The organism is Lacihabitans sp. LS3-19 (assembly GCF_024343575.1).
Lineage (GTDB): Bacteria > Bacteroidota > Bacteroidia > Cytophagales > Spirosomataceae > Leadbetterella.
On the sequence record NZ_RJUA01000005.1, the window covers coordinates 101,718 to 114,798 of the forward strand.

Sequence of the window (13,081 nt, forward strand, 5' to 3'; positions counted from 1 at the left end):
GTGTTCAAATAGTAAAATTACAAAACACTCATTATAAAATCTTTAGAAGAATATACAGGGATTTCAGAGAAATAGAAATCTTTGATGTTTTCCGTAATTATGATATTGCAATTGGCATTTAGAGCTGCATAATATTGCAAACCATCTTCGTAATTATTGATTTTTTTGTTAAGATTTACGCTATTAACTTCTTCATTTCCAATAGAAACTATTTCAATTTGTTTTGAAAGAATCTGCATTTTTTCGATTGCACGTTTACTGCCGCATTTCTTTTCTGCAAAATAATAAGCAATAGCCAAGCAAATGGGAGATGTAAAAACCTTAAACTTTGGATTGAATTGAGGTAAACTTAAAATACGAGCCGCATAGGTAAAAGTTGGCATCTCATGGTTCAATACCGACACCAGAATGTTAGCATCTAAGAAAAGATTCATTTGCGAGATTCATAAAATTCGTCTTTCAAAGATTTTGAACTTTTGGCTTTTGTTTTATAAACTGCCTGCTCCTCAGCCACTTGATATATAAAGTCAGCAATAGGAATATCCTCCAAAGTAGCGTAAGACTTTGGCGAAGAAGTGATTTTTTCAAATAGAAACTCTGTCAACCTACTCAAACTCATGCCTTGAGAAGCCGCAAAATCTTTTGCTTTTTCAATCACATTTTGGTCAAAACTTAAAGTTATCTTGGTATCCATTTCTTATTTTACACTTATACGTACAAAAATAATATTCAATACGTAAATTTGCAATTATTTTTCAAATAAAATATTTTTTCAACTTTCATTCTCCAAAAACTCTCGAATTCTCCGAGCTTTATCCTTGCCTAAAAGGGCTATGAGTTCTTCCTCGGGAGCATTTTTGATATTAGGGATGCTTTTGAAATGATTCAAAACTTTCGTTGCAGTAGTTTTACCAATACCTTGGGCTGACTCCAAACTACTAATCAGGAAGTTTTTACTTCTTCTATTTCTGTGGTGCGTTATTCCAAATCGGTGAGCCTCGTCTCTACATCTTTGAATTAGTTTCAAAGATTCGGATTTTTTATCAATGTAGATTGGAAGGGTATCTTCGGGAAAATAAATTTCTTCTAGTCGCTTAGCAATTCCTATGATCGGAATTTGTCCATAAATACCCAACTGTTTAAGAGCATCACATGCTGCAGAAAGTTGACCTTTGCCTCCGTCTATAATTATCAAATCAGGCAAATCAGCCTTTTCTTCTAGCAAACGAGCATATCTTCTGCCTACTACTTCATTCATAGTAGCAAAATCATCAGGACCAACAACCGTTTTAGGAATATAATGTCGGTAATCTCTAGTAGAAGGTTGCCCATTCATAAAACAAACCATGGCCGACACAGGATTGGTACCTTGAATATTAGAATTATCAAAACATTCTATATGCCTTGGAAGTGTTTTGAGCTGCAAATCTTGCTTTAGTTTAATTAAAACCCTATCGCGTTTATTTGAAGTTCCACTTGCCGCCGCGGCATCTCTTTCAGCTTTATCATGACGGAAATACATAATATTTCGTAAGGACATTTCAACTAATTTCTTTTTGTCGCCAATTTGAGGAATAATTATACTGGCCTTAAAATCTATGTCTGGATTGATATTGCTAATGATTTCCTTTGCTTCACTTTCATATTTATGTCTTAGGTCAAATATCACAATTCCTAAAATCTCCTCGTCGGTTTCTTCTAATCGTTTTTTTACTTCCAATGTTTGTGTACGGATAATAGTTCCGTTTACAACTTTCAGATAATTTACATAACCTGCTGTTTCATCAGATTGAATCGTAAAAACATCCGCGTCTTGAATAGTTGGGGTAACAACCGTAGCTTTTGATTGGTAGTTTTCCAGAAACTCAAGTTTCAGTTTGTATTGATGAGCTTCCTCAAAAGCCATTTTTGAGGCCGAAGTTGACATTCTTTCTTGGAAGTATTTCTTTGCTGGAGCCAAATTACCTTTCAAAATCTGATGAACTTGGTCTATTTCCTTCATATATTCGGCTTCCCCTTGGAGATTCTCGCATGGCCCTTTGCAATTACCGATGTGATATTCTAGGCAAACTTTATATTTTTTCAGTGTAACATTTTCTTCACTCAGATTGTATTTACAAGTCCGAATTGTAAAAAGACTAGTAAACATATCGAGCAAAGCATACATCGCTTTGGCGTTTACATAAGGTCCGTACATTTTGCCTCGTGCCTTATCTTCTATTCTTCTAGTTGTGATTACTCGTGGAAAACGCTCATTCGTAACACATACATAAGGATAGGTTTTATCATCTCTTAAAAGAATATTAAACTTGGGTTGATGTTCTTTAATAAGTGTATTCTCGAGTAGAAGAGCATCCCATTCGGTAGGAACTACCGTATATTCCAAGCGATGAATGGTCATAACCAATCGTTTGGTTTTACGATCGGCTCTATCAAAATTATAGAAATAACTACTAACCCTGTTTTTTAGATATTTAGCTTTTCCAACATAAATTATTGTGCCTTCCTCATCAAAATATTTATAAATGCCCGGTTCATTAGGCAACCGAGTAATGAGTTCTTTATAATCAAATTTAATTTCTGCCATTTTGCTAAAACAACTTTTTGAATAAATAGGTTAAAACTTTGCTACAGAAATTCAAAAAAGTAAAACGATTTGGAAAACTTATTACTCTTCCTTGCTCCAAAGGATTGGGTTTTGAATATTCCTTATAAATATTTTTAAAGTATTTTAGCTTACTAAAACCTTCATCTTGTTGTGCAACTAAAATTTGTTCGTATTTCAATCGAGGAAATAAAGTATTCCAAGGTTTGGCAAATGTCCAATATTTTTCAATCTTTTCTATATTATTAAATTTATGCATTGCTATAGCATCTTCAATAATTTGTGGTAAAGAAAATGAAAAATGTTTTTTCAAAAAATAAAAGCCTAAAAGTGTAATGTTATATAATTTAAAGGCTTTAGCCGATTCTAAGATTTTTGACCAATCTAAAATTTCCCCATAAGTATTCATAAATGCGATTAAATCAACAAAATGCTTGTATTTTACCCAAAACTCTTTTCCTCCATGATGTAAAATTAGCATCCAAAATATAGCCTCGGCATCAGGTAAATTCAAATTAGCTCCGTAAAAATCTTTCTTTTGGGAATAATTAAAAAAACTTAAATAATTGACGCTGTAAGGCAAAAAACCAGAATTTAGCTCCCAATGAATATCCAAATGTATTCTGTCTTTTTCTAATGGGACTTCATACTTCCCTTCAGACATCAATATCTTTTCTAATAACTCATTTTTAGTTAAATTTCTAAAAATAGGGTTATATATATCACACTTAAAACCTTCATCTAATAACAACGTAAGTCCTTTAGAAATATCATCTGGATGGAATAGCAAATCAATATCACCCCCCTCCCTTAATTGCCGGTTTTGGAAAAATTCAAAAATGAAAAGATTGCCTTTGTAAAGTAAAACTCTGATTTTTTCCTTTTCAAATTTAATTAACAAACCTTTAATAAAATTAGAATATCTTAGATTTTGAAAGGTTTGAATCTGGGAATATTCTAAATAGCTTTGTATATATTTATTGTCTAATGTTGAAAACCCTAATTTCCTAAAAGCTTCAGCAGCGACAGGCCTAATTGCATGAAACATAATTAACCTGTCCAATTCCTTCCAATCTGCAACCTTATCTAATTCTTTTTTTAATTTCTCAGAATCATTCTCAAGAAAACCTACCTTAACTAGCTCTAATAAAACACTTTGGCAATTAAAACTCATTTGCGAATTAAAGACAACGTCCACAATATCAAAGTAGTAAAGCCTAAACCTAATGATTCTCTTCCAAGCTCAATATTCAAGGTCTTCATTCCCATTTGGTCTAAAAGAACTCCCTCCCACTCTGGTGGAAATTGATTAATTGCCCAAAACAAATATGGAATTCCTATAAGAAAAAGCGTTTTTCCATCTATTTTATTGATAGAGCGTTGATAAATCAAATAAATTGGAAAAAGATAGGTCGGAATCCAAAGCCAAGGGTCAGGATCGTTATATTGAACCGCAGTAAAATAGACAAAAATCAGCATTAGAACATAATACACATATTTCATTTTCGTAAATGATTAAATTCAATGAATTAATATTAACAAAAATACCTATGTTTTTTGGATATTGTTTAAGCTAAAAAGTTTTTTAGAAATATTTGTATTCATACTTGCCTACACAAAGAATTTTCGTACTTTTGTGGCGGCAAATTACCAGCTCCTGCTGAATCCCCCAGGACCGGAAGGTAGCAAGGGTAGGTGGTTGTAGCGGTGAATTTGCCATTTTTTTTTAATCCAATCCTTCGATTCGTTTTTTCAATCAAATATATTATCATGAAGTTTTTTATTGACACTGCAAGTCTTTCTGAAATCAAAGAGGCTCAGGATTTAGGTATTTTGGATGGCGTAACAACCAACCCTTCACTAATGGCCAAAGAAGGTATTGGAGGTGAAGAAAATGTAAGAAAACATTACAAAGCAATCTGCGACATTGTAGATGGAGATGTAAGTGCCGAAGTAATCTCTACAGATTATGAAGGGATGATTAGAGAAGGAGAAGAATTGGTAAAAATAGACGACCAAATCGTAGTAAAAATACCAATGATAAAAGATGGCATAAAAGCTATTAAGTATTTTTCAGAAAAAGGAATTCGTACTAACTGTACTTTAGTTTTTTCTGCAGGACAAGCATTGTTAGCTGCCAAAGCTGGTGCTACTTATGTTTCACCGTTTGTAGGTAGGTTAGATGATATCAGCACTGATGGATTGGTATTGATAGAAGAGATTCGCCAAATTTATGACAACTACGGTTATGAAACTCAAATCCTTGCTGCTTCAGTGAGACATCCAATGCACATTTTAGGTTGTGCTAAAATTGGAGCAGATGTTATGACTGGCCCACTTTCAGCTATTTTGGCTTTGTTAAACCATCCATTAACAGATATTGGCTTAGCTAAATTTTTATCAGACCATGCTAAGGTTAATAAATAATATTTAATTTAGGCGAAAGAAATTTCGCCTATTTTTTTTTCTATTTTAAAATGAGCAGTTCAGTAATATCACTTTCAAATGCCTATATTTATCAGAAAGACAACCTAATTCTTTCTGATGTGAATTTTTCTATAGAAAAAGGAGAATTTGTTTATTTAATCGGGAAAACTGGAAGTGGAAAAAGCTCACTTCTAAAAACACTTTATGCGGATCTTTTTTTGGAAAAAGGCTCTGGAACAGTTGTTGACTACAAATTAGAAGAAATTAAGTACAAAGAAATCCCATTCTTAAGAAGAAAAATTGGAATAATATTCCAAGATTTCCAACTATTATCAGACCGAAATATTTTTCAAAACCTTAAGTTTTTTATGGAAGCTATGGGTTGGGAAGATAAATACAAAATTGAAGAAAGAATCGTTGAAGTACTCGAACTTGTTGGCCTACCAGAAGTTCTTAGCAAAATGCCGCATCAACTCTCAGGAGGAGAACAACAACGTATCGCAATTGCAAGAGCATTATTAAATCACCCCGAGATTTTATTGGCAGATGAACCTACAGGAAATCTAGACCCTGAAAAATCTATAGAAATCCTGAAATTATTTTTCAAAATAAATGAAGTTTCAGAAACTGCAGTTTTGATGGCTACCCATGAACTAGATCTAATTGAGCGATTTCCAAGACGAACGCTATATTGCGACAATGGAGCTATCACTGACCTTACAGATAATTCGTAATCCCGACTTTAAAATATATACTTTGGGGCCTTACAGATTGCTTTGGGTCAATAATTTCAGTACCTCTATTAAAACTCAGGCGATTTTTATCTAAAATAAAAACTTGATTGTTTTGATTATAACCTATTGAAAAGTCAATATAAGTTAAAGGCCGTCTTTGCTTTTTGATATAATATCCAATACCCGCTTCTAATTTATAATTTATAGTTGAGGATGTATTTGAATAACTTTTATATACCTCTGAATTACCCAAATCTTCATAAATATTTGTAGTAAAAAACTCTGGTCCAACACTAGCTTCCAAAAAAGGCACGATTGTTTTTGCTTCAATTAAAGGAAGGTACCTCATTTTTGCATTTATCCAGGTTTGTCTATGGTTAGCATAATATGTTCCTTGGCTTGAAGGCAAGAAAAAGTCGTATTGTTTATTGCCAACTATTCCTATTTCTCCCCCAACAAATACCGTACTTAATTCTCCTTTCTTTTGAAGTGGATTACTTAAAAAAGCCATAGAAATCCCAGAGTTACCGCTTTTTACATAATCAGACTTTATTGCATTTTTATAATGTCCAATTGGGTTATTTGAAACAAAAGAAATATTAAAAAAGCTTTTATAAATCACTTTTTCAGGTTCCTTCTGTGCAAAAGTTGTAAATGCAAATAAGAATAAAACTAAAACTTTTTCCATCTATTTAGCTTTTAAAATCGCAAAAGGTATAATAACCTCTTCTAAAGACACCCCCCCATGCTGAAAAGTGTCCTTGTAATGCCCAACATAATGATTGTAATTGTTGGGATAGGCAAAGAAATAGTCACATGTTGTAAAGAAATATGATGTGGAAATATTTGGACTAGGAAGTTTATAGTTTTCAGGCTTTCTAACTTCAATCACAAAATCTCTTTTGTCATCTAGGTTTAGATTGCGACCTTGTTTGTACCTTAAGTTTGTGTTTACATTTCTGTCTCCTACTATCCTTTTGGCATTTTTTACTTTTACCATTCCATGGTCGGTTGTTATTATTAGTCTACCTTTTTTAGAAGCTATTAATTTCAAGAAATCCAACATTGGCGAATGCATAATCCAAGATTTAGTAATTGACCTATATGCTGCTTCATCTGGTGCTAGTTCTTTGATTACCGCCATGTCGGTTCTTGCGTGAGAAAGCATATCTATAAAATTATATACCACCACCACTAAATCATCTTTAAGTAGATTATTAAAGTTATCCACCAAAGATTTGGCCTGTCCGTTGTTTAATATTTTATGATAAGAAAACTTGTGATGAAGATTATTTTTCTTCAATTGTCTCTTTAAAAACTCATCTTCATTTTTATTTAATCCATCTTCATTGTCTCCTTCGTCATTTACCCAAATGTCAGCATGTTGTTTAGACATTTCGAGTGGCGTCAATCCTGAAAATATGGCGTTTCTGGCATACGAAGTAGCTGTTGGTAAAATAGAATAATAAGTTTCGTCAGATTCTATTGTAAAAAACTCACCTATAATATCCTCCATTAATTTCCATTGATCTAGCCTAAAATTATCAATTAAAATAAAAAACAATGGTGAGTCAGAATTTACTAAAGGAAATACTTTTGATTTTAAAAGATTGTGGGACATTACTGGTTTTTTGACGTTCGGACTAGTCATCCAACTCTCATAATTGTCCTCAATGAAGTCAGAAAATCTTGCATTTGCCTCGGCTTTTTGCATTTGGTAAACTTCCTCCATAGATTTATCTGATGACCTATCTATTTCTAATTCCCAGAAAACCAGCTTTTTGTATATCTCTGCCCATTCGTTAAAATCCAATTCATCATTATATTGCATACTTAATTGTCTGAAATCCTGCATATAGCTCGAATTAGTTTTTTCAGAAACCAATCTTTTATTATCCAAAAGTTTTTTGGCCGCAAGTAAAATCTGATTGGGGTTTATTGGCTTGATTAGGTAATCTGCTATTTTAGACCCAATGGCTTCTTCCATAATCTGTTCTTCCTCAGATTTGGTAATCATTACCACAGGTATATTTGGCTTAATTTTCTTGATTTGAACCAAAGTGTCCAATCCTGTCATACCAGCCATCATTTCATCCAAAAAAATCAGATCGTAATTGTGTTTTTCTACTAAGTCTAACGCATCAGCTCCACTAGGCACGGGTGTAACATCATACCCTTTATTTTCTAAAAAAACTATATATGGTTTTAATAATTCTATTTCATCATCTGCCCATAAAATGGTGTACCTCTGCATATTTGTGATTTATTTTAGTTCTGTCTTACTATCTACCTATACGTTATTTTCCTGCTAAAAATTGCTTCAAACGTTCAAAATCTTCTTCTGTATCAATGCCAAACCCTTCAGTTTCTACTTCTACCATGTTAATTTTAAAACCATTAGACAACCAACGGAGTTGTTCAAGTTTCTCTTGTTTTTCGAGCTTTGCCATTGGAAACTTGACCAACTTCTCCAAAACATCAGTTCGGAAAGCATATAAACCAAGGTGTTTAAAAAAAGTATCATCTTTGAGCCAATTGTCTATTTTTTTATCTCTTATGTGAGGAATTGGCGAACGTGAGAAATACAAAGCTTGTTTTTTTTCACCTATCACAACTTTTACAACATTTGGACTTAAAAGATCTTCGATTCTTTCAATTTTAACACAAGCTGAAGCGATTTCGATTTTATTATCTAGAACAGTACAAAGTGAATCTATAGAATCTGGGTCTATCAAAGGTTCATCACCTTGAATATTAACCGCATAATCAAATGAGGTATTTCCACCATAGATTTTCAAAGCCTCAGCACATCTATCTGTTCCACTTTGATGATCTTCAGAAGTCATTACCACCTCGCCATGGAAACTTTCAACATGTTCAAATATAGTCTCATTGTCAGTTGCGACTACTATTTTATTTAAAGACTTAGTTTTTTCGCACTGCTCATAAACCCTTTGCAAAATCGACTTCCCTTCAACTATTTTTAAAAGCTTGGCTGGAAATCTGGTAGATGAAAAACGTGCCGGAATAATACCTAAAATCTTCATGGTTAGAAAAAAATTATGCACAAAACTATAATAACTTTAGAGTTTTTACTTTACAATTAAAAAAAATTATGCATTTAAATTGATTAACTGTACTTTTGCCATTCATATTCCTTGATCCATGATTAAAAATATTTTTGTTTTCCTTATAATTACAATTTTTAGCTTTTCCAAAGCAAATGCAGGTCAAGTAGACTCTCTTATCACAGAAGTGTCGAACAATTTAGTTTATATAATCCATAAGGTGGAAGCTGGGCAAACGCTTTACAGTCTGGTTAATAAATATAACTGTAGTGTTCTAGAAGTATCTGAGTTAAACCCATCTTTAAAATCTGGCGTGGGAATAAAAATAGGTCAGACTTTAAAATTTCCGATGATTAAAAACGGTAAACATGTAAGTGCATGGGCATTTTATAATGCCAAAAAAAAATCCATAGAAATTCCTGCTCAAGAATTTAAGACCCATATTGTAAAAGCTGGTGAAACTATTTTTTCAATTGCCAAATTATATGACCTTGACATTTCATATTTGGTTGAGGCTAATAATATTTCGGATAACATTATAAAAATCGGTGGAAAACTCATAGTTGACAAGACGGAATTAGAAAGGCGTGTAAAATCAAATGAAAAAAAAACATCTCCAGTTTTAATTGTATCCCCGATTGGAGTTAGAATGCAAGAAACTGGGGTTGCAGAAGTCATAAACACTTCAAATAGAACCTCGAAATATTTAGCTATGCATCGTACTGCACCGGTTGGTTCAAATATAAAAATCACAAACGAGGCAAACGGAATTACAATTATAGCTCGTGTAGTTGGAAATTTGGGTTTGGTAGGTCCAGACGAAAACATAATGCTAAAACTATCTCCTTATGCATTTTACAAACTAAGGCCAAAAGACACTACCCTAAGAGCAACTGTTGAGTATTATTTACCAAATGCTAAAAAGAGTTCTGGTCTCAAATAATTTATGTCCGGAATCCTAACCCAAAATACAGTAGACTTACTAAACGAAAAATATCTTAAATTCAATAATCCAAACTTCATAACTTTAGATCCGATTTCGATTCCACACAAATTCAGTTCTAAAAAGGACATAGAAATTTCAGGCTTTTTTGCAGCTGTTTTGGCTTGGGGGCAAAGAAAAACGATAATTTCTAAATGTAAAGAATTGTTTGATTTTATGGACAATGCTCCATATCAGTTCATTTCTGAAGCTGAAGACTCAGATTTAAAAAAACTCAAAAATTTCAAACATCGCACGTTTAATTTTACCGACCTGCTTTACTTTATAGAATTTTTCAAATTCCATTATTCAAACTTCGAATCCTTAGAAGATGCCTTTTTAATTGGAAATGATAGTGGTAAAAACATAAAAGGGAATTTAACAAATTTCAAATCCTATTTTTTTTCATTAGAAGATGCTCCCAAACGAACCGAGAAACACATAAGTACACCGGCTAAAAATAGTGCATGCAAAAGAATTAATATGTATTTGCGGTGGATGGTTCGTCAAGATACAATGGGTGTTGATTTTGGAATCTGGGAGAGGATTAATCCCTCCCAATTGGTATGTCCGTGCGATATTCATGTTCAAAGAATTTCACAAATTCTTAATTTAACCCAAAGGCCAAAAGCAGATTGGACAATGGCTGAAGAAATAACCGAAAATCTAAAAGAAATAGATAAAGAAGACCCGACTAAATTTGATTTCGCATTATTCGGGATGGGTGTCGAAAACTATTTTGGTAGCTTCAAATAATATTTTTCTAAGGAATACTACTTTAAAATATGTCAAACCAAGCTATATTTGCATTGTGAATAAAATAAAACTAGAAATATTAGACTTGTCCCCTAGTCAGTTGCAAGCTGGTTCTTTTACTTTGATTCTTTCTGAAGTAAACGGAGATAGAAGGTTACCCATTATTATCGGTATGTTTGAAGCTCAAGCTATAGCAATAGAAATGGAAAAAATAACACCTACCAGACCCTTAACCCATGATTTGTTTAAATCTTTTTCTAAATCTTTTGATTTTTCAGTAGAAGAAATTCATATTTCTGATATTTCCGAAGGTGTATTTTTTTCCAAAATAATTTGTACTGACGGCATTCGCCAAAAAAACATAGATTCTCGACCATCAGACGCCATTGCAATTGCATTAAGATTTAATGCTTCGATATATACTACAGAAAATGTCCTGAACGAAGCTGGAATTAGTACTGAGGATCTTGGAGGAAGAGAAAAAGAAACCCAGGCACCAAAAAAAATAAAAGTAAAATCTAGTTCTGATTTAATGTCTTTGAGTTCTGATGATCTCAAAAAAATGCTAGATGAGGCTATTAATAATGAGGAGTACGAAAAGGCCGCAAAAATTAGAGACGAAATAGATAAGCGAAACTAAAAAATCGTATATTTATACGATGACAGCTTATAACCCAAGGTTTGATGTTCAGAATATTAAAAAATTTCCTACCAATACCCGCAGAAACCGATAACACTTTTTTAAGAGCACTCTCCTATTTAGATATCTTGGGATTGTTCCAAAAAGACCCATTCGGTAATTGGATGATATTGAAAAGAATGGTGATTTTTGTTGCAGGTTGGCCTACATATTGGAGAATTGCCATCGCCAATAAGCTAAAAATTGAAGGCTTAGAAAACATCAAGGATTTACCAAACACAAATGTATTTTTCATATCCAACCATCAGACGTATTTTGCAGATGTGATTACTTTTTACCAAATATTCTGCAACTTAAAATGGGGTTTCGGCAAAAAACTTTTCCCCATATATCTTTTTTCTCCTAGAGCAACTATATACTACGTAGCTGCAAAAGAAACCATGAAATCTGGCTTAATCCCAAAACTATTTAGTCTTGCAGGGGCTATATTGGTTGAAAGAAGTTGGAGAGCAGAAGGCGTAAATGTAAAAAGAGAAGTAGATACATCAGCTGGAGATAATGTTGCCAAAGGTTTAAAGTCGGGCTGGGTTGTTAGCTTCCCTCAGGGTACAACGAGCCCTTATGCACCCATAAGGAAAGGAACAGCACATATTATATTATCCAACAGACCAATTGTAGTACCTGTAGTTATCAATGGGTTCAGAAGGGCATTTAATAAAACTGGACTAAAATATAAAAGACGAAATACACTTTTATCTGTAAAATTCAAAAAGCCAATTTACTTCGATGAATCTCATAGTTTAGACTACATCACAAAAACTGTTGAAGAAATAATTGAGCAAAATATGCCAGAAATGATAGCCGAATGGAATGCACTTAAAGAATTGGCTAAGAAAGGGGAATAAATTAAAAAACCTTAAAATCGGCATGATTCAAATTCATTACTAAATTTATTTTTATCTTTGTATTTAAGCTTCCCCAATAAAAATGAGTTTTAACAAAAAATTAGGTAGTTATCCAGGCATTTTAATAACAATAAGCCTAACCGTGGCTTTGTTCTTAATTGGCTTTTGTGGATGGATAGCCATTTCTTCAAAAGAACTCATAAGATATGTAAAGCAAAACATAGAAATCCAAGTCTATTTAGACAGAAATTTAGAGCAAGCCGAGCTTGAAAAAATAAAATCTAAAATTGAAAGTTTAAATATAGCAGATATTAAAGACAACAAACAGGAAATAAAACTAACTACAAAAGAAAAAGCAGCCGAGATATTTTATCAAGATACCAAAGAAAACTTTAAGGATGTATTAGGAGACAACCCTTTTCGTGATTCCTACAGCGTCAGGTTAAAGGAAGAAAATATAACCGAAGAAAAATTAAAGCTTTTCAAGGTGGAAATTGAAAAAATCAATGGTGTTTTTGAAGTTGAATATGCGAAAGATTTTTTAAAAGGAATAATTTCAAACGTAAATAAGGTTTATAAGATTTTGGCACTGATAGTTGTGATATTTTTTGTAGCAACTCTTTTACTTATTAACAACACGATAAAATTGGCATTGTATTCGCAAAGATTTATTATCAGGACTATGCAATTGGTAGGTGCTACTGACTTTTTTATTCAAAAACCATTTTTAATAAAAGGTTTTATACAAGGATTGATAGCAAGTTTTATTAGTATTTCTTTGATTTATGTTACTAAGTATGTTTCAACATCGCAAATAGACGGCCTAAACCTTATTCAAAACGATAAAGCAGTATTATTTTTGTTCTTTATATTGCTTGTTTTAGGGCCGACTATAGGTGTTTTGAGTACTTTTCAGTCAATAGTTAGATATCACAAAATGGATTTAGATAAATTATATTAAAAT

Annotated in this window: 15 protein-coding genes; 7 read left to right on the forward strand and 8 right to left on the reverse strand. The window is 32.6% G+C overall.

Annotated elements, in window-relative coordinates; all coding sequences use genetic code 11:
- Window positions 1-17 precede the first annotated feature (17 nt).
- From EGI22_RS06775 to EGI22_RS06795, 5 genes are all read right to left on the reverse strand, one after another.
- Window positions 18-434, reverse strand: coding sequence for a PIN domain-containing protein (locus EGI22_RS06775; RefSeq protein WP_255067359.1), 417 nt, complete (start codon window positions 432-434; stop codon window positions 18-20).
- Window positions 431-694: a DUF6364 family protein gene (locus EGI22_RS06780; RefSeq protein WP_255067360.1), complete on the reverse strand. Its 264-nt coding sequence runs from the start codon at window positions 692-694 to the stop codon at window positions 431-433. Before EGI22_RS06780 ends, EGI22_RS06775 begins: the two co-directional genes overlap by 4 nt.
- 78 nt (window positions 695-772) lie before the next feature.
- A complete protein-coding gene (uvrC, locus tag EGI22_RS06785; RefSeq protein WP_255067361.1) occupies window positions 773-2,587 on the reverse strand; it encodes an excinuclease ABC subunit UvrC in 1,815 nt (604 codons plus the stop codon).
- A 4-nt stretch (window positions 2,588-2,591) separates the two neighbouring features.
- Window positions 2,592-3,779, reverse strand: coding sequence for a nucleotidyltransferase family protein (locus EGI22_RS06790; protein ID WP_255067362.1), 1,188 nt, complete (start codon window positions 3,777-3,779; stop codon window positions 2,592-2,594).
- Window positions 3,776-4,108, reverse strand: coding sequence for a transmembrane 220 family protein (locus tag EGI22_RS06795; protein ID WP_255067363.1), 333 nt, complete (start codon window positions 4,106-4,108; stop codon window positions 3,776-3,778). The genes EGI22_RS06790 and EGI22_RS06795 overlap by 4 nt, the downstream gene beginning before the upstream one ends.
- A 267-nt stretch (window positions 4,109-4,375) precedes the next feature.
- Here EGI22_RS06795 and fsa point away from each other — a divergent pair, with 267 nt between their 5' ends.
- Both fsa and EGI22_RS06805 read left to right on the forward strand, forming a co-directional pair.
- Window positions 4,376-5,032: a fructose-6-phosphate aldolase gene (fsa, locus tag EGI22_RS06800; RefSeq protein ID WP_255067364.1), complete on the forward strand. Its 657-nt coding sequence runs from the start codon at window positions 4,376-4,378 to the stop codon at window positions 5,030-5,032.
- A 50-nt stretch (window positions 5,033-5,082) separates the two neighbouring features.
- Complete coding sequence (locus EGI22_RS06805) at window positions 5,083-5,766, forward strand: cell division ATP-binding protein FtsE (protein ID WP_255067367.1); 684 nt, start codon at window positions 5,083-5,085, stop codon at window positions 5,764-5,766.
- On the opposite strand, the gene EGI22_RS06810 is transcribed toward EGI22_RS06805, so the two are convergent.
- The 3 genes from EGI22_RS06810 to kdsB are packed head-to-tail and all read right to left on the reverse strand — an operon-like array spanning window position 5,750 to window position 8,813.
- Window positions 5,750-6,454: a hypothetical protein gene (locus EGI22_RS06810; RefSeq protein ID WP_255067368.1), complete on the reverse strand. Its 705-nt coding sequence runs from the start codon at window positions 6,452-6,454 to the stop codon at window positions 5,750-5,752. The genes EGI22_RS06805 and EGI22_RS06810 overlap by 17 nt on opposite strands.
- Window positions 6,455-8,020, reverse strand: coding sequence for a bifunctional response regulator/alkaline phosphatase family protein (locus tag EGI22_RS06815; RefSeq protein WP_255067369.1), 1,566 nt, complete (start codon window positions 8,018-8,020; stop codon window positions 6,455-6,457).
- A gap of 43 nt (window positions 8,021-8,063) precedes the next feature.
- Entirely contained in the window at window positions 8,064-8,813 is a 750-nt protein-coding gene (gene kdsB / locus EGI22_RS06820; protein ID WP_255067370.1) for a 3-deoxy-manno-octulosonate cytidylyltransferase, read from the reverse strand.
- Between the two features lie 208 nt (window positions 8,814-9,021).
- On the opposite strand from kdsB, the gene EGI22_RS06825 reads away from it, so the two are divergent.
- The 5 genes from EGI22_RS06825 to EGI22_RS06845 all read left to right on the forward strand — a co-directional run bounded on the left by EGI22_RS06825 (window position 9,022) and on the right by EGI22_RS06845 (window position 13,078).
- The gene (locus EGI22_RS06825) at window positions 9,022-9,777 is read left to right on the forward strand and encodes a LysM peptidoglycan-binding domain-containing protein (protein WP_255067371.1); all 756 of its coding nucleotides are present in this window, start codon (window positions 9,022-9,024) and stop codon (window positions 9,775-9,777) included.
- A 3-nt stretch (window positions 9,778-9,780) separates the two neighbouring features.
- Entirely contained in the window at window positions 9,781-10,572 is a 792-nt protein-coding gene (locus EGI22_RS06830; RefSeq protein WP_255067372.1) for a TIGR02757 family protein, read from the forward strand.
- A 55-nt stretch (window positions 10,573-10,627) separates the two neighbouring features.
- The gene (locus tag EGI22_RS06835; RefSeq protein ID WP_255067373.1) at window positions 10,628-11,212 is read left to right on the forward strand and encodes a bifunctional nuclease family protein; all 585 of its coding nucleotides are present in this window, start codon (window positions 10,628-10,630) and stop codon (window positions 11,210-11,212) included.
- Window positions 11,213-11,256: 44 nt separating this feature from the next.
- A complete protein-coding gene (locus EGI22_RS06840) occupies window positions 11,257-12,117 on the forward strand; it encodes a 1-acyl-sn-glycerol-3-phosphate acyltransferase (RefSeq protein WP_255067374.1) in 861 nt (286 codons plus the stop codon).
- A gap of 82 nt (window positions 12,118-12,199) precedes the next feature.
- Window positions 12,200-13,078: an ABC transporter permease gene (locus tag EGI22_RS06845; protein WP_255067375.1), complete on the forward strand. Its 879-nt coding sequence runs from the start codon at window positions 12,200-12,202 to the stop codon at window positions 13,076-13,078.
- Window positions 13,079-13,081: the final 3 nt, after the last annotated feature.